The following is a 22,432-nucleotide window of genomic DNA, read 5'->3' as shown; positions in this document are numbered from 1 at the left end:
ATTAATATATTTTATGATAGGAGATAGAGAATGACTGACTTTTTAAGTGAGCATAAATTTGAAGGATTAAAAGTAAATCACGTATCACGTGAACTAAGACTTTTTTCAAATGAACTATTTGAACTCATCGGAATTAGATTTGAAGATACATCTGAGCTTGAGAGGCAGGTTATTGCAGTATTTTGTTTTGGTGCACTAAATGCCATTGTTCAAAGGGACGAGTTAAACCAACCACAGGCTCATGCTCTTATAGTAGCATTACTAATTAACGAGTTTAAATACAGTGAAAAACAAGCAGTTGATTTTGCTGAGGATTTAATTCATGCAACACATAAAGAATATCATCCTGTAATGAATGCAATAATTCATAGAGGAATAGATGGCCACTATCAGTATGAGAAAAATATGCTTGATGATTTGAGATCTAATATACTAGAGGTTATTAATACAGTAAAAAAGAAAGCATAAAAAATGCATCAATCATAATTTGTATGTATTAGATTAACCTTCTATAGAATGAACTTAAAGACTACACAAAAGGGCAAAAGTAACGGAGGGGAATTTTGGAACTGTAGGAGCGATAGCGACCGCCTTTGTCACCGGATTTCCACCGCATAAAGCGGGTTGAATCAAGAAATTTGGGGACAACAGCGGCCGGAAGTCCAAATATTCACCGTAGTTACATCCTTGCCAAAATGGGGGATATTACACCTTGCGAATTAATCATCCGTACGGTGAGAATAAAGGAGACAGATAGGTGAGACGAAATTATGAAGCATTATTTGGTGCGTTTTATGAAATATATTTTGATTATAAAAGCGAGAAGATGAGCGATGCTGAAGCCATTGCCTGTACAGCTGATGCATATTTTGGTGTACAGAGTAGAGGGGAAATGGAGAAGGCTGTTGTATATATTTCAGAAGGAAGAATCTGCTTAACGCATTCAAAAATATTCATTAAAGCAAAAGAAAGAATAGTTGAGGCGTTAAATTCTTTAGATTTACATAAGCTTCAAATTGAAACAACTCCAGATGAGTATAAGGACATATTAGAGCGCAGAGATATGGTATTAGATGAAATTGATAATATTCCAGTAGATTATAGCCCCTACACAAGATGGTACTACCATGAAATGGAGAAAGAAGTTAAGAACTACTTTGTGATCATTGTTAATGAAGTAAAGAATAAAAATGAAAATGAAATGATAGAGAAAGTATTGGAGCGTTTTGAACGTGAATGTAAGAATACGATTAGCGAAAATATTGTTGTTAAAACTACGCTTGTAGAGTTGCTAATTAGATATGATATTAAGGGAAATGAACAATTTGTAGAAATCACAAAGGAGCTGGAACAGTTCGATATAAATGATGTAGGTGCACAGTTAACAGAAGCTGAGAAGGTAGATCTGTCTATCCGAATCAGCAACTTGTTGATGTTAACCGGGGCCTAGAAAATGAAGATAGGATAACATATCTAGGGCGGTAATCCGCCCTGAATAAAGTTTATTCGATACTTGCTAAAGCCTTTTTAACAAGTTGGTCTGACTGACGTGTTGTCTCTGGCAAACGATAATCGGGTGATAGATGTAGAACCCATTCACATGCGGTATCTAATGAAATACGATGACCAGTGGAGACGAAGATAGGCTTAACATTATTCTGTGTTCTAAGAACATTTCCGATAACCTCACCTTGATCTTGCAGTGGTGAAATAGATCCTCTTGTTAAATTGGGTTCATCATACTCTCCTAATAACCTGGTTTTTCCACAACCAATTGTAGGAATATCAAATAGAACACCTAAATGACTGGCCAGACCAAATCGCCTCGGATGGGCAATCCCCTGACCATCACAGACAACTAACTGAGGAGAGGTCTTGATCTGCTTAAATGCTTTAACTAAAGGGGGAAGTTCCCTGAACGAGAACAGCCCTGGGATATAAGGGAACTGAACAGAATCTTCAACTACCACTGATTCTACTATGTTTAATGAGTTTGCTTCTAAAATGACTACTGCGGCGATCAGCAAGTCACGTTGTTCACTATATGCGACGTCTACTCCAGCGATATAACGAATTTCAGCAAATTGATCTTCTTTTATAACTTTTAAGGATAACTTTTGCTGTAATATTATTGCTTCCGTTTCGGTTAGAATCCATGAATGATTTAATATTGGTTCCATGTTGTATCCCTCATTTTCGAACATTAGAATATACAGAGATTTGTTTTTAGAAAATGCAAACTGCGTCACTGCTTTACTTACGCGTAAGGGTCCGTTTCGCCCGCTCAGTAATACGTTTCGTTTCCTTTGTGTCAGAGCCCTCCAGCCAGTCGGAGCATAGCTGCAGCACCCAATCCGGCTGGCTTTTGCTGGCGTCATTCAGCCAATTGGCCACCGAGTCCTGCACATATTTGACCGGATCGGAACGAAGGGGTTCAAGGAGCGGAAGCCCCTGTGCCGGGTTTTCTTTCAAGGCTTGTATATGTTTTGCCCAGACGCCTTGGGGACGTGTCGACTCCACGGCAAATCTGCGGATATTTGCGTCCTCGTCCCGGACCCATTTCGCCAAGAGGGTGATGGCTGCCTCCAGATTGACTGAGATGTGGGCTCTTACGGCCATCCAGGCAATCTCACGCACTCCAAAATGGGAATCGGCAGCAAACGGGCGGATATGCTGCAGTATACCGGCAATATCCATATCTGGAGTGACTCCGACGACATAAGCCGCCCAACAACGGACGCTGTCGGAGCGGTGTGACGCCAGCATGGCGAACAATTGGCCTCGCCCGGTCTCAGGCAACTCGCTCAGCAGGCGATGCCACTGCGCTGCAATGGCCGGAATCATCTTCATCGGCTTGTCTTCTTTAAGCTTATTTAAAGCTGGCAGCATTACCTCTGCTTCATGTGAAAGACCGGAAGTGTTCAGCACAATGGACAATAACGCCCGGTGATCCACTGCCAGCCATTCTGTCAGATTAACGCTCTCAATAAAACCTTGATTTAAGAGTTCCAGCACATTTTGCGGAATATCCGCCGCCTTCTTGGCGCCTTTGCGATTTAGGATATCTGCGGGAAGTGAAGCCGTTTCGTTCATCAAAAAAAACCTCCTCATGGGTTGCTTTCCTTAAAATACCCTGAGCAAGCGCATGGAGGATGTAATGCAGATTACAGCTTAAAGACGATCTGATATCAACTTCTCAAGTCGCTCCGGATGGATGCGGACCGTTTTAAAGCCTGTCTGGACCAGGCCGTCCCTGTTCCATTGCCGCAGGACGCCGCTTACTGCCTCACGGGTGGCTCCAACCATATTGGCGAGTTCCTGGTGAGATAAGGACAGGTTGATCCTCGATAATCCGTCCTGCTCTTCACAGCCGAATCTGCGGGACAAACGCAGCAGAATATGCGCAAGCCTAAACCGCAAATCCCCAAGTGCCAACTGCAACATCAGACTGCCCATTTCATTAAATTGGCTGCTTAACGTCTGTATCAGGTTCAACATGAAACGGGGCCGGCTCAGCAGGAACCCTTCGAAGCGGTCTTTATTCATCAGACAAATATCGCAATCATCCAGCGTGTCTATAAAGAGCTCTCTTGTCCCCAGCGAGATGCCGGCCATTTCGCCAAAAACATTTCCTTCACTCAGAATATCGAGCGTAAATTGCTTGCCGGTGCTGCTCAGCTGGTAAAGACGAACCTTGCCCTTTTTGACAAAAAACAACCCTTCTGTAAATGTCGACGGTGTCTGGATCAACGTATTCGCCGGGACTGCTGTAATGGAAGTCATCTCCTCCATCTCCATTAAGTCCTCAGTGGACAGATTATTCAGAAGATTAAACTGGGATAAATACTGGATGCTATCCATGGATCCTCCTTGGTATGTAATTGGTACTACCATACCATAATCGAGCCAAAGTTCCGACGAAACAAACTATGTAAATCACGGCCCTGCCATATAAATGAACCCCGGGCTGCATAAAGGCCCGGGGTTTATTTTGTGTCCGATAGCCACCCTCAGGTAATGGAGGCTTCGTAGATATCCTTTGTAGATTTTGCGAGCATAGCATTGAATTCATCGTCCGATAGCTGATCACTGAGCCCTTGCGATAAAGCGCGGGAGAAGCTGGCGATCAGTCCATGGTTATGTGCCAGCTTGTCATTGGCTTCAGCTTGGGAATAGCCTCCAGACAAAGCCACGACCCGTACCACATGCGGATCTTCAATCAAATCGCTGTAGAAATTGTCCTCAGTTGGTATGGACAGTTTTAGCATGACTTTTACATCTTTGCCAAGGGCGGATAATTGAGTGGAGAGCTCATGTTTTAAAAGCTTCTCAGCTTGTCCCTTATCTGCGCTGTGGATATCCACTTCCGGTTCGATAATCGGCACCAGACCATAACCTGCAATTTGCTTAGCGATGGTGAACTGCTGTTCGACAACTTTTTGAATGCCTTCGGGATTTGCTTCCTTAATCAGCGAGCGCATCTTGGTCCCGAAGATGTTTTTCTGCACTGCGCGCTTCAGGAGGTCATCCAATCCGGGAATAGGCTTCATGAGCTGAACCCCATTTTCAAGTTCGTCCAGGCCTTGATCGATTTTCAAAAAAGGCACAACGCCCTTCTCTTCCCAGAGATAATCGGCGGTTAATTGCCCGTCAATGAAGCGATCCATCGTGTTCTCAAAAAGAATAGCACCCAAAATGTGCTTGGAATCAAACGCTGAGCTCTTGATAATACGTGTTCTCATTTCGTGAACCCGTTCAAACATCTCTTCTTCATTGGAATAGCGGTCTTCCTGAATACCGTATTGCAGCAGTGCTTTAGGCGTGCTTCCACCGCTTTGATCCAAAGCTGCAATGAAGCCCTTTCCTGTGTGAATCCGGTCCAATTGTTTCGTATTCATGGTCGTCTCCCCTTCCCTTCCATAAAGTGAATGGTAACTGTTTCAATCATGTATAGTTTAGTTAGATTAAACGAACAATGCAAACTAAAGGAAAAGACAGGGAAGCCAATCAAGTATGAGAGGTGAGTTCACATGAGTATTGATTTGATCTGCACGATAGGTCCGGCTAGTTCTTCTCCTGCTGTTCTCAAGGAATTGCTGCTGAGCGGGATGACGACTGCCCGGCTCAATATGTCGCACGGGAGCCATGAAGAGCATGAGCGGGTAATCGAAGCTTTGCGTGCAGCAGCTGCCGAATCGGGACAGCCCGTACGGATAATGGGTGACTTGCAGGGACCGAAAATCCGTCTGAAGAACGTAAAAGGGGACGCGATTCGCTTAGATGAGGGCCAAACGTTTATCCTTGACCAGTCTGATGAACCGGGGAGCCGGGAACGCGCAGCGCTCGATAATCCTGGTGTAATGGAAGATATTTTACAAGGAGCGACTATTTTAATCAATGACGGGGAAGTCAAGCTTGAGGTGACGGACAAGCATCCGTCTAGGATCACTACAAGGGTTATAGTCGGTGGAATGATCGGCAGCCGAAAAGGCGTTAATCTTCCAGGAACGGTACTTCACTTGCCGGCCATTACGGAAAAAGACAAACGGGATCTTCAGTTTCTGCTGGAGCATCATGTGGATTGGATTGCGTGTTCCTTCATCCGTGAGGCGTCGCATTTGGAGGAAATTCGAGAGTATGTAGCTTCACTGGGGAAATATAGTCAACCTGGCCTTATTTCTAAAATCGAAACTATTCATGCCGTGCGTAACTTTCCATCCATCATGGAGGCCTCCGAGGGAATCATGATTGCGCGCGGAGATCTTGGCGTGGAGCTGCCTTTTGAACGTATCCCCTTTATTCAGAAAGCGATTCTTCGCGAGTGCAGCCTGTCGAAGACCTATGTAATTACGGCCACCCAAATGCTGCAATCCATGGTCGATCATCCGGTTCCGACGCGCGCAGAGGTAACAGATGTCTCTCAGGCCGTAATGGACGGGAGCGATGCCGTGATGCTGTCAGCTGAGAGCTCGGTTGGTCATTATCCTGTGCAGAGCACAAGAGCCCTGAATACGGTAGCCAAATTTGCAGAGAACATGCGAGAGCAAGGGAAAAACGGTTTTTCACTGGAGGAGATTTGCTCCGAGTCCCTATTTGATAATCTGTATAAGGGACACATAAATAAATAGCGGCTGGCGGAAATCGTCCCGAGAATCCGAAGGCGAACTAAGCAGCGGGTCTCCCGGTTATTGGAGATTCGCTGCTTTGTGTTTTCGCTCAACCGCCGTTTAGTGATAACCTACTTCAAGCCGTTGCTTTGGCAAATATGATGAAGAACAACATCAACTCGCCTAATATAAGATGTGGAGAGGCCGCTATAAATAGGTCCAGGGTAAACAGGGCACAAAGAATGCCGGTTAACAGAGTAACAACGGTGAAGCTGGGTCTAAGATGATTGAATTTGTACTGATAGAGTATGAACATCACGGAAATATAATAGATCAGCACAGAGCCAAAGGCAAAACAAAGCATAAAGACGTACTCCAATTGATCTATAAAGAGAAGTTGTATGGAAGCGGCAATCATACTGAGTGAAAAATAAATAAACAAATGCCCATATATGAGGCTCTGTCCTGCTGTTTGTTTCGATTTGTCTACGTGCTTCTCCACATTCTCGAAGTATTGCCACCAGATGGCTATCACTAATAAAAAAGCCAGGGCTGCAAATAAAACAGAAGATCCTGTGAATTTATAGGATTGCAGGACAGACAGCATGCTGACTACCGACTCACCAAGCAGAATCAGGGTGAACAACGCAAATCGTTCTAATAAATGCGCAGTATGAATAGGCGTCTTGACCAAAATCTTTCGTCCGAGCAGAGGTACAATAATGTCCACAGCAATGCCTGCATATAGAAACAAATACCGTACTGAGGAGTCAAAAAAGAGGGAAACGCAGGAGATAACGATCCCCAGCCCAAAGGAGGCTCCTAAGAATCGGGCTGTTTTCTGCTTATGTGCAGCCTCTGTCCGCGAAGAGAGCACATACTGGACGGCGGTTAAGCTCCTTAAACCGATATATCCGACAAAAAACGGCAAATAATTCGCATCAAAGTCCACATCAAGACTAGCGGTCATGATCAAAACAAAAAACAGCTGCACGATCATAAAGAGCCGTTGCGCATTGCTGTCACGGCCGAATCGGTTGATGTATACGGATTGCCCTACCCAAGCCCACCAAATCGGAACGAAAATCAGGATGAATTTCACCAGATGCTCAACGGAAATACTGTTATGCTCGACATGCAGTAATACATGGGTAGCTTTGGAAACAGCAGCTACAAATAACAAATCGTAAAAAAGCTCTAGCCAAGAAACCTTTTTCTCATGCATTGTTAGGAAGCCCCCTCAGATTCTGCAGAATAGGTGTGGAGACTGGTGACGTTTCATCAGAATATATTAGCACAGAATTACTTAAAAAATAAGCAAATATTTAGACCCTTTAGCGTATCCGTTATTAGAAGAATCAGCATACGTAATTCCCGATAAATTCCTTATACACCTTGCGGTTTCGTGATGTGTTTTTTGCTGTTATATCGTAAACTATATATATGTGATTTTCGCGTAAACCCGGATGAACCGGTGAAGCTGCTGCGGTTCCCCAATACATATAATACAACCGGGAGATCTATAATTTCGTGACAGGAAGGACTTTTAATTTCACTATGAATACGAAGCCGCTAACAAAAACTGTAACATTCATTGAAGCTCTGGCCATTGTGGTGGGGATGATCATCGGATCGGGGATTTTTCTGAAGCCGGGTATTGTGCTGAATCATGCCGGTACGCCATGGATGAGTATTTTGGCCTGGGGGATTGGAGGAATCATTACGCTGGCTTCGGCGCTGAGCGTGGCGGAAATCGCAGCCGCCATTCCTAAGTCAGGAGGACTCTATACTTATCTAGGTGAACTGTACGGCGGGGTATTCGGCTATTTGCTGGGTTGGGTGCAGGCTGTAATCTCCTATCCGGCCTCTGTTGCGGCGCTGGCGATAGCGTTTGCCACATACTCCGGCTACTTTTTGCCGCTCAATCAATGGCAGCAGAAGCTGCTGGCGGTGTCCATTCTGGCATTCATTCTCCTCATGAACGTCATTGCCACCAAATTCGGCGGTATTATTCAGACGGTTGCGACTGTTGGGAAGCTGATTCCGGTTGCAGGTATCGTAGGAGTAGGTTTATTCTCGGATTTGGCTCCCGGCTTTGGAGGGATTGGAGCTACTGCGACCGGTGCAGGCTTTGGGGCGGCGGTTCTGGGCACATTATGGGCCTATGACGGTTGGATCAGCGTGACCAATATGGCAGGAGAAATCAAAGATCCGGCCAAGACCCTGCCGAAGGTCATCTCCATTGGTGTGATGTTCGTGATCGCCGTTTATGTGTTGTTCAATATTGCAATTTTCAAGGCGCTGCCTTACGATCAGATCATTTCTTCTCAGACTCCTGGGGCTGATGCAGCCGAGGCTTTGTTTGGCAGCGGCGGCGGGGCTTTCATTACTGCGGGGATTATCGTGTCTGTACTTGGTGCGCTGAACGGGTATTTAATGACCGCGGCGCGGGTGCCTCAGGCAATGGGGGAGAAGAATCAGATTCCTTTTTCCCGGGTACTCCGAAGTATCCATCCCAAGTTCCAGACTCCAGCCAATGCGCTCATTTTTCAAAGTGTGCTGGCGGTCATCTATATTTTCTCGGGCACCTTTAATACGCTGACGGATTTGCTGGTGTTTGTGTTGTGGATTTTCTTTACAATGGGTGTGTTTGGTGTGTTCATCTTGCGTAAAAAACTGCCGCAGGAGAAAGGACGTTACCGTGTGCCACTCTACCCGGTTACCCCTATCCTAGGGGTGGCAGGCGGGATCTATATTCTGGCCAGTACGATTGTCAGTGATCCGCTGCGTTCCCTTGTGGGTATCGGCATTACGCTGGCCGGACTCCCGGTCTACTATGTGCTGTCCCGCAAAAACCGGTAGTTTTAAAATAATGAAAGAACTCGAGTAATTATTTTCTTGACATAAGCAATATAAAGTTATATGATATTAAAGCGTCTTTTGAAGATGATTTCTTTTTTTGAAAGATACCAGTCTAGTGGAATTCGAATAATTAGACATCTATTTGGACTCTTAGCTCAGTTGGTAGAGCAGTTGACTCTTAATCAATTGGTCCAGGGTTCGAGTCCCTGAGAGTCCATCACAGAAGAAACGGCAGAGATGCCGTTTTTTCTGCTGTTCGGGTAGCGGAGTGGCTTTTATTTGGTTTGAATCGTGGTATAGTTTGGATAGAAAAGACGTACAATGCAGAGAGAGCCGTGCGTCAACACGACTCTCTAGGCAATAGCCGCTTTTAAGGGCGGCGGCTTTAAGGTATTACGGGCAGAGATAGACCGCATCCTTTGGACCAGGGCGGTCGGCACATACAAAGCGACTCCAAAGCTCTTGCTCTTATCGGACAAGCGCACCAAACACGTCAAATATTGACGTGTTTTTTTGCGTTTAATTTCGGCGTCGATCATGCTCCAGTTCTTCTTTTATATATTGCATCAAAAGCTTCTTGGAAGAGGAGATATACTCATCATTGCGTGCTTGCAGCAGGCCGACCGGAATGGCGGAATCCTTCAGTTCAACTTGGATTCTCACAACATTTGGCGGTAATGGCGTAGAATCGAGAACGGCTCCTATGGAGGAAGGGATTTGCCGGACGAACCCTGCAATGGCTGAGATTTGACTTACTGTATACAGAAAAGGAGTTTCAGTGTAACGGGAAAATTGCTTCGATAACCGCGAATAATATAAACAGGTAGTTCCCCCGGATATGATTGGATAACCCAGTAATTCTTCAAAAGGGACTCTGTCTCTCCCCACCAGAGGATGGTTGTGCACTGCGATGAACGAGATACGCTCGTTGTACAATGGCTCAAAGTGAAACGAAACCGCTTCGGCAGGTTCTCCGCATATGGCAAAGTCCAATACATTCTGAAGCAGTGAACGGGACAGAGAGGCTGTGTTCCCGATTACGAAGTGGCAGGATACATTGGGCTTATAGTCTCGGAACCGCTTCAGCGAGTTTGGCAGTACCTGTTCTGTTAATGATTCCAGTCCTCCGATACTTAGAGTGCCGATCTCCTCTTTTTGCAAAGCTTTGGCCTGTTCTGCTACATAGTTCCAATGTTGAATCAGCTTGTCGATCTCTGTTGCAACTATTTGCCCGGCAGCGGTAAGCTCTGAATCCCAGCCTCGTTTGAAAAGCTTGATGCCCAGTTCCTTCTCCAGCCGCTGAACCTGGTTCGTAATCGTAGATTGTGCGTAGTTCAGTTTTGCAGCGGCTTTGGAGAAGTTTCCTTCTTGAAGGATAGTCTGAAATGTAGTGAGTTCCTTTAAGTCCATAGTCTATATCTCCATCGGAAAAATTGAATTTTTATATCATTTAATTCAATTATACAGAATAAGTGATGGGGAGTACAATAAGGATAAATCGCTAAAGGAGTGAAGTGAACATGCCATTCGTCAGGGTAAGTTACATGGAAAATAAATACGATGCGGAGCAATTACCCATTATTAGCCGTGATATCATGAGTGCTCTAGTTGAGCATTTTAACGTACCTGAGGATGATTTTTTTCAAGTATTTCATGCACACAAAGCAAGTGAGTTTTACTATAGTCCGAATTACTTGAACATAGAGCGAACGGATGGACTGCTCTTTATTCAAATCACGCTCAAATCCGGAAGAAGCACGGAGCAAAAAAAGAGTTTTTACAGCAAGTTGGCTCAACTGTTGTCGAACACCCTCCACATCAGGAAAGAAGACGTCTTCGTCATGCTGGTCGATACGGAATTTGAGGACTGGACGTTTGGTAGTGGCATCGCACAAATGATTGAACGTCCATAGAAGGAAAGGAGGGGATTGGAATGAAGCATCGTAAAATTGCATCGAAAGCCCTTGAAACCTTTGGGGAGATTGCCCCAGCGTTTGCCCGCTATTCGGAAGAAGTGCTCTTCGAGGAGGTATGGCGGAGAGAGCAATTATCGCTGCGGGAACGCAGTCTCCTTACGGTATCGGCGTTAGTCGCTGGTGGACTTACCGAGCAGTTGCCCTTTCATATCCGTCTGGCCCGGGAGAACGGTCTATCCGAGGAAGAATTGATCGAAGCGATAACTCATCTCGCTTTTTACGCGGGGTGGCCGCGCGCCGCATCTGCGATACAGGTGGCTAAGGATATTTTCCAAGAAAACTAGAAAGTGATTCCCAAAGTGACAACAATGTAACAAACCCCCTCCTGCTTATCACCTGGATCGAACGACAGGGTTTGCGCTTAACCATACAATTAATGTGTTGGTTGGAACTGCCTGTTCGATCTGACTTGGGTTAAGCCCAAATTTAAGGGAAGCAAGGAGAGGATTTTCGTTGAGTAAGAATAAGAATAACAAAACCCGCCGCACGTCCGGCATGCTGGCCGCTCTACTAATGCTGACTCTTGCCGGTGAAGCAAGCGCGTATGCTCAGCCGTCTGAGCCATCAGATCATTTAGCCTCGGTCCAACAAGTTGCCGCACTCAGCAGCGCTGCCCCGGGAGATTTAAAAAACGGGCCCCGTGATGCGAAGGAAGTTGAGGCGTTTCTTGACGCATTTTTTGCCCAGGATGCCATCAAGCAAAAAGCCGGATCGGCTGCGGTCTCTGTTGTTCAAGACGGGAAGGTGCTCGTCTCCAAAGGTTACGGCGTAGCTGACAAAACGTCGAAGGCACGGGTTGATGCTAACCTGGGTACCTTCCGGATCGGCTCCGTTTCTAAAGTATTTACAGCCGCAGCTATTATGCAACTTGTCGATCAAGGGAAAATTTCGCTTCAGGACAACATTGAAAAGTACCTGGATGGTTACAAAGTAACAAATCCCTTCGATACACCGGTAACGATAGAGCATCTGTTGACGCATACGACCGGTTTTGAAGTACGCGAACCTACGGATGCCAGCTATTTATTTGACCCTTCCCAGAAACCTATTTCATTAAAAGAAAGCATCTACGATGTGTTCCCACCTGTTGTTCGCAAGCCGGGAACGTCCTATATGTACGATAATTTTGCTTCCAGGCTGCAAGGATACATTGTGCAGAAGGTAAGTGGAGAATCCTTCGGGAGTTATGTGCAAAAACATCTGTTTAAGCCGCTCGGTATGACTTCAAGCAGCTTTAGCATGACCAAAGATTTGACCCGCCGGCTTGTAACTTCTTATGATGCGGAGGGCAATGCTATTCCGGTGTATGGTTTTTCGCCGGGTGAATGGCCGGAGGGCAGCATGTTATCGACCGCCTCCGATATGGCATTGTTTATGAAAGCTTTTCTGAATGATGGCCGTGCGGCGGACGGCACGGTTATCCTGTCACCTGAATCGGTGAAGGCGATGTCGGCTTATCAGATAGCCATCCATCCGGATTTGCCGGATATGACATATGGCTTTGAGTCACCCGTGCTTCCGGCCAAAACGAAGGGTGAAACAGTGATCTCCAAAGGTGGCGACATTCTGGGCTATAGTTCGCTGCTATGGATTCTGCCTGACCGTAAAACGGGTGTTTTCGTTTCTTACAATACGAATCAGGATTTGCGTAATGATCTGTTTACCGCTTTTATGAATCATTATTATGCGAGTGGCAAATCGCCGTATGAAGCGAAGGGTTTCAAGGTACAGTCCGCGGAAGACCTTGCCAAGTTTGAAGGCCTGTACTCCGATTTGCGGATTAAACTGTTGACCAAAGTCGAAGTGGCAGGAGATGGCACTCTAATGGTGAGCGATATGTTCAGCCGTCACCAGTTGAAGCAGACCGGCGAGCTGCTGTTCGTTGATGAGGAGGGGAATCCTCTAGCCTTCAAGGCGGATGCCGAGGGCCGTATCCTCTATATGAAATACTCTAATTTATTCAGCTATGCGGCCAAAATACCGGAGGATCCAGCCGAATTCCCGGATGTATCGGCCGATCATCCGTATGCCAGCTACATTCTTAGCTTAAAGTCACTGGGCTTCTTAACGGAAGATTTGTCACAGCCATTTGAGCCTACGCAAACGGTCACCCGTGGAGCGTTCATCCATACATTTAACGCGATATGGAGTATCCCTGAATCTTCAAACCCGTCCGCATTCAAGGATACTGAAAATTCTCCCTACCGAAAGGATATTCAAGCCGCTGTCGAGGCTGGTATGCTGAATGGAACGGGGAACGGATTGTTCGAACCGGACCGTCCGATTCTTCGCGAAGAAGCTGCGGCTATCGTCTACCGCTTACTTACGGGAATTAGGGTGCCGGATTCCACGGCTGTCCTTGCACCGGGCACGTCGAAATGGGCTGCCGATGCTGTCAGCTCTGCGGTCATCTGGAAGCTGCATGGACCGGAGGTGACCGAGTCGAACGGCATGTTCGATTACGGCTCTCAGCGGGCGTTGAACAAGCAGGAACTGGCGGCTTTGCTGTTCACGATGCTGCTTCCGCAATAAGTTCATTACAGTGGGGGGGCGATTCATTTGCCTCCCCTTTTTGTATGGAAGCACGGAATGGTATGATGAAGGAGCAACAGCCGGAAGGGAGTTCGCCGATATGGATTTTAATATATTTATTATCGAAGATGATGAGGCCATTTTTGCTTCCTTAAAGGAACGATTGGAGCAGTGGTCGTTTCATGTCACGGGACCGGAGCGATTTGATGATGTGATGAGCACCTACATTAAAGTGCAGCCCCAGCTGGTCATCATAGATATACAACTTCCAATGTATGATGGTTTTCACTGGTGCCGGGAGATTCGGGCAGTGTCAAAAGTGCCGATTCTCTTTCTATCTTCGCGCGATCATCCGCTGGATATGGTGATGGCGATGAATATGGGGGCGGACGATTATATTCAAAAGCCGTTTCATATAGACGTGCTGCTCGCGCAAATACAAGCGATTCTCCGCCGGACCTATGCTTACAGAGAGGAAGCTGATGACCTTATCGAATGGAACGGCACCATTATTGATATGAAGCGTGGCCTGATCCGCAAGGATGGGCAGGACGTGTTATTGACCAAGAACGAATTTTTTATTCTGGTGGTGCTCGTCAAGGAGAAGGATAAAGTGATTTTACGCCAGGATCTGATCCGCAAGCTGTGGGATGATGAGACCTTCGTCAACGACAATACGCTGACAGCGAACATAACGCGGCTGCGTCAAAAGCTGGCGCTTTTCCAACTGGAAGAAGCAATTGTAACAAAAAAAGGGCTTGGATATATGGCGTGTACGTTATGAGCGGGAAACGTTTATTCCTCCGCTATCTGTATGACAGGAAAAGCTGGATTGTGTTCTTCCTGCTCTCATTGTTATTTGTAGATTTGCTGATCTGGATCGATAATGGTATTTCCATCCGGGGCAATTCGATGCTCTATTTAAACCTGCTGCTAATTCTGGCGATGATCGTTTTCCTTGGGTGGCGTTTTCGCAAAGAAACGAGGTATCCGCGAGCGCTGGTTGAACTGGCTGAAGGGATCCATGAGGATTGGGTTGAAACCTTGCCGTCAACTTATTTGTATCAGGAGGAAGCGACGAACCAGCTCTTACGGGCAGTGGACCACTGGTACTGGCATAAAATATCGAAGAGCCATTCTGCCCGATCTATGGAGCAGGATTATATCGCTGCCTGGGTGCATGAGGTAAAGACGCCGCTGACTGCAGTGAAATTAACCATCGATACCAACAGAGACCATCCGGCGATGCGTAAAATCGAATCGGAATGGCTGCGGATTCATTTACTCATCGACCAGCAATTATACATTTCGCGTTTGCCGACACTTGAAGCTGATTATGTGTTGGAACAGACGGGAATTCAGCGGCTTGCTGCACTGGAAGTACGTGAGCTTAGCTCCTGGTGTATGGAGAAAAATATAGCTGTTGAGTTTGAAGGCGAAGAGACTTTAGTTAGAACGGACCGCAAATGGTGCCGTTTTATTATTAGGCAAATATTGACGAATGCGGTTAAATATAGCCCGGACGGCGGAATGATTGTGCTGTCTACTACAGCCACTGAGGATGGGCCTGTCAGACTGACGATTAGAGATGAAGGACCGGGCATCGCCGCACATGACTTGCCGCGTATTTTCGATAAAGGCTTCACCGGAGGGAACGGCAGACTGCAAAATGCGGCAACTGGACTGGGGCTCTATTTAGCTCAAACTGTTGCCGACAAAATCGGGATTAGGTTAACGGTAGAGTCGGAGCCCCAATCAGGAACGGCCATGCAGATGACCTTCACCGCGATCAATGCGTTCGAATCTGTCCGGACTTCAATATGATAATATTGTCACGTAGAACCTCCTGCTTGTCATCTGATACGGGCGACGGGCATGGCCTGTTTCTCTAAAATGAAGGTTATATCAGAGTGGAGGCTATGGAGATGAATCAAAACAATGGGCTGAGAACCGTACTGCATGCGCAGGAAGTCCGTAAATCATTTGGTGTCAGGGGAAATGTTCAGCAGGTGCTGAAGGGCATCAACCTGCGTGTAGTGGAAGGTGAGTTTGTCGGAATCATGGGGCCGTCCGGGTCGGGGAAGTCGACTTTGATCAAAGTGTTGGCGACCATTGATAAAGCGACGGAAGGCAAAATTCTCGTCGAAGATACGGATGTCTCGATTATGAAAAACACCGAATTGTCTGCTTTTCGGCGCAGGAAGCTGGGCTTCATCTTTCAGGATTACAACTTACTTGATACGTTGACGGTAAAAGAGAATATCCTGCTGCCCCTTTCCCTCGATAAGATGAAGAAAGCAGCGGTGGAGGCTGATTTTCAGGCCATGGCTGCAGATCTTGGCATCGGGGAGATTGCCCATAAATATCCGAATGAAATTTCCGGGGGGCAGCGGCAACGGACGTCAGCTGCACGCGCATTAATCCACCGGCCCTCCATCGTATTTGCGGATGAGCCGACTGGTGCTTTGGATTCGAAGGCGGCCTCCTCTCTATTGGGAATGCTGGAGGAGCTTAACGGGCAGCACAATATTACCATTATGATGGTGACTCATGATCCTGTGGCCTCGAGCTATTGCAGCCGCGTAGTGTTTTTGAAGGACGGAATGCTGTATTCCGAATTGTACCGTGGCAGCAAGACACGGCAAGCTTTCTTCAAAGATATATTGAATGTGCAGGCCGTGCTCGGGGGTGATCATATTGACACTGTTTGAGTTGATTATCCGTGGTGTGCGGAAAAATATTAATAATTACTACTTATATTATTTTGCACTAATTTTCAGTACAGCCCTTTATTTCGTGTTTGCCACATTGCAGAATGACTCATCGGTAATGGCAGCATCATTCGGCGATATTTCATTTACTTTGGTGTTTGATGTGGCCGGAATTTTGGTGCTCACGATTGTGGATGTATTCATGATCTACGCGAACAGCATTTTTCTGAAACGCCGCAGCAAGGAAATCGGGCTGTATCAGCTGGTGGGGCTGACGCACAGCGCGGTAGCAAGGTTGCTCATCACGGAGAGTGCGCTGCTGGGGATGGGGGCGCTCCTGATCGGAATAGTTGGGGGAGCGCTTGTGGCGCGGATTTTTATGCTTATTCTGATGAAACTGATCGGTATAGAAAGCGTTGTAACCCTCTCTTTCTCGAGTGGAGCCGCCTTGCAGACCGTCATCGTATTTACTGTGCTTATCGGCCTTACCATGGTACAAATGCTGTTCAAGGTTTACCGCTCAACGCTGCTCGATCTATTCAAGGCGGACAAGCAGGGCGATTATCCGCGAGAGCCGAAGACTGTTCTGTCCGCTTTGATGGGGCTGCTTGGTATTGGACTGATCGTTACAGGCTATCTGCTCTCCAGCCAAACCCTCGGCCAGAATCTGTTCCAGCAGGTGCTTGTGATTCTTGCCTCGACCATACTTGGGACCTATTTGCTGTTTCGTGTGACGATAGGCTGGCTGTTCTTCCGGATACGAAAGGGGAAGGATGGACAGCTTGGGCTAAAAAACAGTTTGTCGCTAGCCCCGATCATGCATCGCATGAAGGGGAATGCGAACTCGCTCACTCTGATTACCATTCTATCTGCGATGACGCTGACGATGGTAGCCATCTCTTATTCGCTGTACTATTCGGCGGAGAGTGAGTCTAGAGCAATGCTGCCTTACGACTTTATCTTTGCCAATAATGAGCGGGCTGCGAAGTCATTTCGTGTTGAGCTGGAGAAGGACGGAATTGCGTTTGCTCATCGACCGGTTGAGGCTGTCCGGCTGCCTGGGACGATCGGTAAAGGGCAAGGGGACGGACGCAGCCTGTTGTTGCTCGCGGCAGAACAATTGCAGGCAAGCGGTGCAGACATTATTGTCCCAGGACAGGGGGAGGCCGTCTGGTACACTGGTCTCAAGAAGGCGCTAAGCAAGCAGCCGTTTCCGGTTACTTTTCCACAAGCTGTTGATTTCGGGGCAAGTGGGGTTCACGCCAACATACAATTAACACGGGGAAATGATCGCTATGCCATGAATTTCAGCTTACACGGTCATCAGCTTGTGATGCCGCTGGACTCGATAAGGGCTATTCGTGAGCAAATACCATCTTCGCCTGCATATGAAGCCATTGTCATCGACACCTACCAGATTGCGGATAAGAATGAGCGTGCAGCGGCAGCTGGCATCTATGCGAAATATGTCAAGGAAGAGGGTGGCAATCCCGATTTCGATAGCTTTTATAAAGGGTCGCTCCGAAAATTCGGGCTGATCATTTTCATAGCAGGTTTTCTTGGCCTGATCTTCCTGATCTCCACGGGCAGTATTCTGTATTTCAAGCAGATGACAGAGGCGGAGCAGGAGAGGGATAGCTATACGATTCTGTGGCAGCTCGGATTCGGAGAGCGTGAGATCATGGGCGGCATTATCCGCAAGCAGATGTTTGTATTCGCGATCCCGCTTGCGATCGGGCTTTTGCATTCCATCTTCGCCGTAAAAGCGGCTTCTGCGCTGTCTTTATCTAACCTCACCTTCCCGGCAGCTATTGCCATGTCGGTATATACGCTCATCTATTTTCTGTTCGCTGTGCTCACTATTGTTTATTATCGCCGGATTGTGAAGATGTCTCAGCATCAAGACTGCTAAGTTGTGCGAGCTCCTACATTATATCCACTATTTTTTTGAAAATTGGACAAAATTTAGGTAGATTAATGAACCGAAACCGGTTTATAATGGGTTTATACAAAATGTTTGCGCTTACATATTTTCCTGTGAAACTACCCCTGTAACGAAGACAACAGGCGTTTATATACGATTATACGAAACCGGTTGGAATAACAATAGTCTGAGCCGATTCGACTCCCCCCCTCCAAAGGTGTCAGCACCTATACAGTGTGGAAAACGCTTATTTATGCTCTGGCTATTCCGGGTTTCAAATGTGCGGAGCGCGCGCCGTGCATTGAAATAAGAGAAAATAAGTGAGGTGATATTACTGGGCTGATCAAGGGTAGACTGTTACCGTCTGTTTTCCTGCGTCCTATTAAAACTTTCATTTTAAGAGGAGGGAAAGATGATGTTGAGAAGGGGAAAAGTTCTGGTTCTATTACTTCTGTTCACACTCTTGATTTCTTTAGTACCCGCTGGGCATTCAAATGCAGCTTCTAACTGGAATCAGGTATGGAGCGACGAATTCGACGGGAATTCTCTGAATACTGGCAATTGGTCTGCCGAAGTTAACGGCGATGGCGGGGGAAACAATGAACTGCAGTACTACACCAACCGTGCGCAGAACTTGAAAGTTACCGGGGGGAATCTCGTCATTACTGCACTAAAAGAATCCTATGGCGGAAAGAATTACACCTCTGCAAGGATAAAGACACAAGGATTAAAAAGTTTTACCTATGGAAAAATCGAAGCGAGAATCAAGTTGCCCTCAGGGCAGGGGATATGGCCGGCATTTTGGATGCTTGGAACGAACATCGATTCGGCGCATTGGCCTCAGTGCGGGGAAATCGACATTATGGAACGTGTAAACAATAATGCCTTTGTTAATGGCACAGTGCATTGGGATGCCAATGGACATGCTGAGTATGGACAGGTATCCGGCAATCTGGATTTTTCCCAGTACCATGTCTACAGCATTGAGTGGGATGCAAATTATATTAAGTGGTTTGTAGACGGCAACCAATATAATGCCTTCTATATTGAGAACGGAACTGGAAATACGGAAGAATACCAGAAGCCATTCTTTATACTGCTCAATCTTGCCGTGGGCGGAAATTGGCCGGGCAGTCCCGACAATTCAACTCCATTCCCGGCACAAATGCTGGTTGATTATGTACGCGTGTATCAGGCGTCCACTTCGCCAAACATCGAAAGCGGCAGTATTTATACCTTAACAAACAAGGCGAGCGGCAAGGCGCTGGATGTAGTGGACGTTTCCACAGCAAGTGGAGCTAAAATGCAGCAATGGACCAATTACACTGCCAATAACCAGAAATTCAAGGTAGAGAGTACGGGTGACGGATACTACAAGCTTACAGCAGTGCATAGCGGAAAAGTATTGGATGTCCCAAACTCAAGTACTTCCACCGGTGTACAGCTTCAGCAATGGGACGATAATGGTTCCAATGCCCAGCGGTGGAGAATCGTGGATGCGGGAGGCGGGTACTTCAAACTTGTTTCCAAAGTGAGCGGATTGGCCATAGACGTATCCGGATCTTCTACGGCAGATGGGGCAGTGGTCCAGCAATGGACCGACAATGGAACTGATGCTCAGAAGTGGTTGTTTACCAAAGTTAACTAACACCCTAGCAGGACACTGAAGCAAATTTGTCGAATGCCGTGCCCCGTTTCGGGTAATTTATGAATCTTGTGACGGGGTGCAGCTTTATTGCTTCTGCTCCATAGGGGAAAGACGAAAACACAGGCTTAGCTGTGCTCTGCAATCTGTACCTCGAAACCGTCCGGATCCAGTACATAAAAGAACGATATGCGTGGATTCGGCGTGATCGGACCACGCGCTACCGGGATACCCTGGCTTTTGAAACTCTCTATTGCCTCATCCAGTGACGCCACCTCGAACCCAATGGACACACCGCATTCCGGCTTCAGAGCCGGGTCGCTTCCCTGAATAAGCTCGATCTTGGGCTGCCCCTCCGTGCCTAACATAACAATCTGTCTTCCTCTGCTCTCAAATCTGCGGTCAATCGGAAGTCCCAGAATGCTGTGATAAAAATTAAGGGATGCCTCCAGATCCCGCACCCTGAGCGTAATCCAATTCATGCTCAATATCATGTATCCTATCCCCTTTTTGTGGATTTTCTATTTTGTTCATTATACGCTATTTTGGGGCAAGCATGTTTCCAACAATCCGCAGACTCTGCTTTCGGGTAACGAATCTGGACAACTGTGCTCCGAGGTAATTTTGCGAGCCTGGAACTGTGTATATCTTCTTTTTCGCGAGTGAGCGCAGCGCAGTCTCAACTACCTGCTGTGGAGTTGCTTTCTTCCCGACTGAAGCATCCTCTGTCCCCACGACGGTGAAGAAAGCTGTATCTGTAGAACCGGGGCAAAGTGCAAAGAACTGGACTCCACGGTCACGATTCTCCCACCATAATGCGTCTGTAAAGGACAAGACAAAAGCTTTGGTTGCCCCATACACAGCCATATAGGGGAGCGGCTGAAATCCTGCGGTGGACGATACATTGATCACAGTACCAGAGCTTCTGCGCAGCATATCCGGCAAGAATAAATGAGTCATATTTACGACGGCAGCAACATTCAACATAATCTCCTCATGCTGCCGCTGGCCTGAGATTTGCTCGAACCTCCCATGAGTGGCAAATCCGGCATTATTGACCAGCAGCTCAATCTCAAGTTTCAACAGCTGGCATTGCTGGAACAATTCGCTTGGTGCACTTGCTTCCGTAAGATCCATAGCTATGACTTTGACTTTGATGTTATAGCTTCTTTCGAGTTCCGCTGCCAAGTCATCGAGTTTGTTCTTAGATCTGGCTACGAGAACCAGATGGCTTCCTTGTTTAGCCAGCTGTATTGCAAATTGTTCGCCAATGCCGGAAGAGGCACCTGTGACTAGCGACCATTTTCCTTGAATATTCATAAAATTACTCCTCCTATTAAAACGATGTATTCGTTAGGAAACGATGTTACCGATTGTGCGAAAAAAATTACTTTAAACGTAGTGCCCAAAGCAATATTAGCTTGTTAGTTGGTAACAGTGTTTCCTGTTGAAATCATAGTAACCTGCTGGCTGGAGAAAGTCAAACCTTCTTTTTTAAAATTTGCAAGAAGATATGTGCATGTATGATTGACTTTGTGGAATCGACTGTATAGAATGCGTGGTATATGATTGGAAACTGCGTTTCCCGAGAATAACAACATAACTAAAGAAGGCGATTAAGTTGAATGAACCTAATAATTTTGCTGACGCAAGCAATAGAAAGCTGACAACCTACCAGGAAGCCCGCTTACAGAACACAGCTAGTCTTCGTCAACTCGTAGTTGATGCAGCAGCCTTTATTCTTCAGGAAGAAGGGCCGGAAGCTGTCACCGTGCGAAAAGTAGCTCAGAAGATGGGTTGCTCGACCAAGATCATCTACAGTCTGTTTGCTAATAAAGAAGGTTTAGCCCAGCAATTATATCTGGAGGGCTGCAAAATACTCTCGAGCGAATTTGAGAGTGCTTCACAGTCAGAGGATCTGCAGCAGTATTTAATTAATCTGGCAGAAGTGTATTGGGAATTTGGCCAGCGCTATACCAGCTACTATAAATTGATGTTTGGGGGAGCATTTGCAGATTTCAAACCGGATGAGCAGAGCATGAAAGGCACTGTTACTGCTATGCGGCGCTTGTTGTCCGTGATTGTCAGCGCTCAAGAGCAAGGCCTAATTGCTGGTGATTCAAATGCGGAATTTATTGTAGGTACGATTTGGTCCTCTCTTCACGGAGTGATTCACCTGCACATAGGAGGACATTTAGGAAGTGTCGCAGCGTCGCACGCAGTGTATAAAGGAACGGTAGCTCTGCTTGCAAGCTCGCTGTTTGCACCTGCAGCCGCAGCCAAGCATTTAAAGCAGGAGTAGTTAGTGAAATCCTTTATATAGGGCCTGGGTTCGAATCCTGAGAGTCTATAACACAAAAAAACGGCAGAGATGCCGTTTTTTTGTTTCTAAATTTGTTTTAAATCTTTACAAATGCCGAAGAACGAGGACTATTTCCTAAAAAAGGAAAAGGTATATAAGTAAGGGAGAACTAGGACTTATTAATTTTATAGGGATAAATTCCGATAAAGAAAGAGTCCTGTACAACTAAAGTCACACCTGCATACCCATAACGGGACAGAAAAACCGAGTTTGAAACAAAGGCAAATCCGTACGAAAGTCGGAGACGCAAAGCCACGGGTCTACTTCATCCAAAGGAGGATGTTAAGACAGCCGGGCCGCTCAAGGCACTTGG

General features: G+C 46.6%; 21 protein-coding genes, 1 tRNA gene and 1 riboswitch. Of the genes, 14 read left to right on the top strand and 8 right to left on the bottom strand.

All coding sequences use genetic code 11. The annotated features are described in order from the left end of the window. Nucleotides 1-30: 30 nt before the first annotated feature. Nucleotides 31-468 carry an Imm48 family immunity protein gene (gene imm48, locus ACAN56_RS12130; protein WP_379143023.1) on the top strand — a complete coding sequence of 146 codons (438 nt, stop codon included), beginning with the start codon at nucleotides 31-33 and terminating at the stop codon, nucleotides 466-468. 289 nt (nucleotides 469-757) lie between these two features. Continuing rightward, the gene (locus ACAN56_RS12125) at nucleotides 758-1,450 is read left to right on the top strand and encodes an Imm3 family immunity protein (RefSeq protein ID WP_379143021.1); all 693 of its coding nucleotides are present in this window, start codon (nucleotides 758-760) and stop codon (nucleotides 1,448-1,450) included. Between the two features lie 52 nt (nucleotides 1,451-1,502). Here ACAN56_RS12125 and nfi read toward each other — a convergent pair whose 3' ends face one another. The 4 genes from nfi to ACAN56_RS12105 form a co-directional block, all read right to left on the bottom strand. Then, nucleotides 1,503-2,180, bottom strand: a complete 678-nt coding sequence (gene nfi / locus ACAN56_RS12120) for a deoxyribonuclease V (protein WP_379143019.1) — start codon at nucleotides 2,178-2,180, stop codon at nucleotides 1,503-1,505. 73 nt (nucleotides 2,181-2,253) lie between these two features. Then, the gene (locus tag ACAN56_RS12115; RefSeq protein ID WP_038589130.1) at nucleotides 2,254-3,093 is read right to left on the bottom strand and encodes a DNA alkylation repair protein; all 840 of its coding nucleotides are present in this window, start codon (nucleotides 3,091-3,093) and stop codon (nucleotides 2,254-2,256) included. Nucleotides 3,094-3,171: 78 nt separating this feature from the next. Further along, nucleotides 3,172-3,861, bottom strand: coding sequence for a Crp/Fnr family transcriptional regulator (locus ACAN56_RS12110; protein ID WP_379143016.1), 690 nt, complete (start codon nucleotides 3,859-3,861; stop codon nucleotides 3,172-3,174). A gap of 149 nt (nucleotides 3,862-4,010) precedes the next feature. Further along, nucleotides 4,011-4,898: a fructose bisphosphate aldolase gene (locus ACAN56_RS12105; protein WP_379143014.1), complete on the bottom strand. Its 888-nt coding sequence runs from the start codon at nucleotides 4,896-4,898 to the stop codon at nucleotides 4,011-4,013. Between the two features lie 132 nt (nucleotides 4,899-5,030). Here ACAN56_RS12105 and pyk point away from each other — a divergent pair, with 132 nt between their 5' ends. Continuing rightward, nucleotides 5,031-6,128: a pyruvate kinase gene (pyk, locus tag ACAN56_RS12100; protein ID WP_379143012.1), complete on the top strand. Its 1,098-nt coding sequence runs from the start codon at nucleotides 5,031-5,033 to the stop codon at nucleotides 6,126-6,128. 115 nt (nucleotides 6,129-6,243) lie between these two features. On the opposite strand, the gene ACAN56_RS12095 is transcribed toward pyk, so the two are convergent. Beyond that, on the bottom strand, nucleotides 6,244-7,332 hold the full coding sequence (locus tag ACAN56_RS12095) for a low temperature requirement protein A (RefSeq protein ID WP_038589141.1): 1,089 nt from the start codon (nucleotides 7,330-7,332) through the stop codon (nucleotides 6,244-6,246). Nucleotides 7,333-7,637: 305 nt separating this feature from the next. Between ACAN56_RS12095 and ACAN56_RS12090 the strand changes: the two genes are divergently transcribed. Then, nucleotides 7,638-8,969 carry an APC family permease gene (locus tag ACAN56_RS12090; protein WP_256718097.1) on the top strand — a complete coding sequence of 444 codons (1,332 nt, stop codon included), beginning with the start codon at nucleotides 7,638-7,640 and terminating at the stop codon, nucleotides 8,967-8,969. Between the two features lie 144 nt (nucleotides 8,970-9,113). Continuing rightward, nucleotides 9,114-9,186: transfer RNA gene (locus ACAN56_RS12085), tRNA-Lys, on the top strand. Between the two features lie 302 nt (nucleotides 9,187-9,488). On the opposite strand, the gene ACAN56_RS12080 is transcribed toward ACAN56_RS12085, so the two are convergent. Continuing rightward, the gene (locus ACAN56_RS12080; RefSeq protein ID WP_379143010.1) at nucleotides 9,489-10,379 is read right to left on the bottom strand and encodes a LysR family transcriptional regulator; all 891 of its coding nucleotides are present in this window, start codon (nucleotides 10,377-10,379) and stop codon (nucleotides 9,489-9,491) included. Between the two features lie 110 nt (nucleotides 10,380-10,489). Between ACAN56_RS12080 and ACAN56_RS12075 the strand changes: the two genes are divergently transcribed. The 8 genes from ACAN56_RS12075 to ACAN56_RS12040 all read left to right on the top strand — a co-directional run bounded on the left by ACAN56_RS12075 (nucleotide 10,490) and on the right by ACAN56_RS12040 (nucleotide 19,760). Next, nucleotides 10,490-10,882, top strand: coding sequence for a tautomerase family protein (locus ACAN56_RS12075; protein WP_379143008.1), 393 nt, complete (start codon nucleotides 10,490-10,492; stop codon nucleotides 10,880-10,882). A gap of 20 nt (nucleotides 10,883-10,902) precedes the next feature. Next, nucleotides 10,903-11,229 (top strand): carboxymuconolactone decarboxylase family protein, encoded by a 327-nt coding sequence (locus ACAN56_RS12070; RefSeq protein ID WP_379143006.1) that lies wholly within the window; start codon nucleotides 10,903-10,905, stop codon nucleotides 11,227-11,229. A 169-nt stretch (nucleotides 11,230-11,398) separates the two neighbouring features. Continuing rightward, on the top strand, nucleotides 11,399-13,477 hold the full coding sequence (locus ACAN56_RS12065; RefSeq protein ID WP_379143004.1) for a serine hydrolase domain-containing protein: 2,079 nt from the start codon (nucleotides 11,399-11,401) through the stop codon (nucleotides 13,475-13,477). 100 nt (nucleotides 13,478-13,577) lie between these two features. After that, nucleotides 13,578-14,261 carry a response regulator transcription factor gene (locus ACAN56_RS12060; protein ID WP_038599269.1) on the top strand — a complete coding sequence of 228 codons (684 nt, stop codon included), beginning with the start codon at nucleotides 13,578-13,580 and terminating at the stop codon, nucleotides 14,259-14,261. After that, complete coding sequence (locus ACAN56_RS12055) at nucleotides 14,258-15,301, top strand: sensor histidine kinase (protein ID WP_038589159.1); 1,044 nt, start codon at nucleotides 14,258-14,260, stop codon at nucleotides 15,299-15,301. The genes ACAN56_RS12060 and ACAN56_RS12055 overlap by 4 nt, the downstream gene beginning before the upstream one ends. A gap of 101 nt (nucleotides 15,302-15,402) precedes the next feature. Continuing rightward, nucleotides 15,403-16,188 (top strand): ABC transporter ATP-binding protein, encoded by a 786-nt coding sequence (locus ACAN56_RS12050; protein WP_038589163.1) that lies wholly within the window; start codon nucleotides 15,403-15,405, stop codon nucleotides 16,186-16,188. Then, nucleotides 16,175-18,100 carry an FtsX-like permease family protein gene (locus ACAN56_RS12045; protein ID WP_379143000.1) on the top strand — a complete coding sequence of 642 codons (1,926 nt, stop codon included), beginning with the start codon at nucleotides 16,175-16,177 and terminating at the stop codon, nucleotides 18,098-18,100. The genes ACAN56_RS12050 and ACAN56_RS12045 overlap by 14 nt, the downstream gene beginning before the upstream one ends. Nucleotides 18,101-18,527: 427 nt before the next feature. Beyond that, entirely contained in the window at nucleotides 18,528-19,760 is a 1,233-nt protein-coding gene (locus tag ACAN56_RS12040; protein ID WP_379143241.1) for an RICIN domain-containing protein, read from the top strand. 125 nt (nucleotides 19,761-19,885) lie between these two features. Here ACAN56_RS12040 and ACAN56_RS12035 read toward each other — a convergent pair whose 3' ends face one another. Together ACAN56_RS12035 and ACAN56_RS12030 are read right to left on the bottom strand one after the other, a co-directional pair. Continuing rightward, a complete protein-coding gene (locus tag ACAN56_RS12035) occupies nucleotides 19,886-20,251 on the bottom strand; it encodes a VOC family protein (protein ID WP_052091978.1) in 366 nt (121 codons plus the stop codon). Between the two features lie 46 nt (nucleotides 20,252-20,297). Then, nucleotides 20,298-21,077 carry an SDR family NAD(P)-dependent oxidoreductase gene (locus ACAN56_RS12030; RefSeq protein WP_038589173.1) on the bottom strand — a complete coding sequence of 260 codons (780 nt, stop codon included), beginning with the start codon at nucleotides 21,075-21,077 and terminating at the stop codon, nucleotides 20,298-20,300. A 301-nt stretch (nucleotides 21,078-21,378) separates the two neighbouring features. On the opposite strand from ACAN56_RS12030, the gene ACAN56_RS12025 reads away from it, so the two are divergent. Beyond that, nucleotides 21,379-22,059, top strand: a complete 681-nt coding sequence (locus ACAN56_RS12025; RefSeq protein WP_076110572.1) for a TetR/AcrR family transcriptional regulator — start codon at nucleotides 21,379-21,381, stop codon at nucleotides 22,057-22,059. Nucleotides 22,060-22,329: 270 nt separating this feature from the next. After that, nucleotides 22,330-22,423: riboswitch (cyclic di-GMP riboswitch) on the top strand. Nucleotides 22,424-22,432: the final 9 nt, after the last annotated feature.

The organism is Paenibacillus paludis (assembly GCF_042610515.1).
GTDB lineage: Bacteria > Bacillota > Bacilli > Paenibacillales > Paenibacillaceae > Paenibacillus_AQ.
The sequence above is the reverse complement of the archived record's forward strand: the minus strand, read 5'-3'. Positions and strand labels throughout refer to the sequence as shown.

Coding starts and splice junctions, on each gene's coding strand:
- imm48 (WP_379143023.1), top strand. CDS start 31: ATGACTGACTTTTTAAGTGAGCATAAATTTGAAGGATTAAAAGTAAAT.
- nfi (WP_379143019.1), bottom strand. CDS start 2,180: ATGGAACCAATATTAAATCATTCATGGATTCTAACCGAAACGGAAGCA.
- ACAN56_RS12115 (WP_038589130.1), bottom strand. CDS start 3,093: ATGAACGAAACGGCTTCACTTCCCGCAGATATCCTAAATCGCAAAGGC.
- ACAN56_RS12110 (WP_379143016.1), bottom strand. CDS start 3,861: ATGGATAGCATCCAGTATTTATCCCAGTTTAATCTTCTGAATAATCTG.
- ACAN56_RS12105 (WP_379143014.1), bottom strand. CDS start 4,898: ATGAATACGAAACAATTGGACCGGATTCACACAGGAAAGGGCTTCATT.
- pyk (WP_379143012.1), top strand. CDS start 5,031: ATGAGTATTGATTTGATCTGCACGATAGGTCCGGCTAGTTCTTCTCCT.
- ACAN56_RS12095 (WP_038589141.1), bottom strand. CDS start 7,332: ATGCATGAGAAAAAGGTTTCTTGGCTAGAGCTTTTTTACGATTTGTTA.
- ACAN56_RS12080 (WP_379143010.1), bottom strand. CDS start 10,379: ATGGACTTAAAGGAACTCACTACATTTCAGACTATCCTTCAAGAAGGA.
- ACAN56_RS12075 (WP_379143008.1), top strand. CDS start 10,490: ATGCCATTCGTCAGGGTAAGTTACATGGAAAATAAATACGATGCGGAG.
- ACAN56_RS12070 (WP_379143006.1), top strand. CDS start 10,903: ATGAAGCATCGTAAAATTGCATCGAAAGCCCTTGAAACCTTTGGGGAG.
- ACAN56_RS12060 (WP_038599269.1), top strand. CDS start 13,578: ATGGATTTTAATATATTTATTATCGAAGATGATGAGGCCATTTTTGCT.
- ACAN56_RS12055 (WP_038589159.1), top strand. CDS start 14,258: ATGAGCGGGAAACGTTTATTCCTCCGCTATCTGTATGACAGGAAAAGC.
- ACAN56_RS12050 (WP_038589163.1), top strand. CDS start 15,403: ATGAATCAAAACAATGGGCTGAGAACCGTACTGCATGCGCAGGAAGTC.
- ACAN56_RS12040 (WP_379143241.1), top strand. CDS start 18,528: ATGTTGAGAAGGGGAAAAGTTCTGGTTCTATTACTTCTGTTCACACTC.
- ACAN56_RS12035 (WP_052091978.1), bottom strand. CDS start 20,251: ATGATATTGAGCATGAATTGGATTACGCTCAGGGTGCGGGATCTGGAG.
- ACAN56_RS12030 (WP_038589173.1), bottom strand. CDS start 21,077: ATGAATATTCAAGGAAAATGGTCGCTAGTCACAGGTGCCTCTTCCGGC.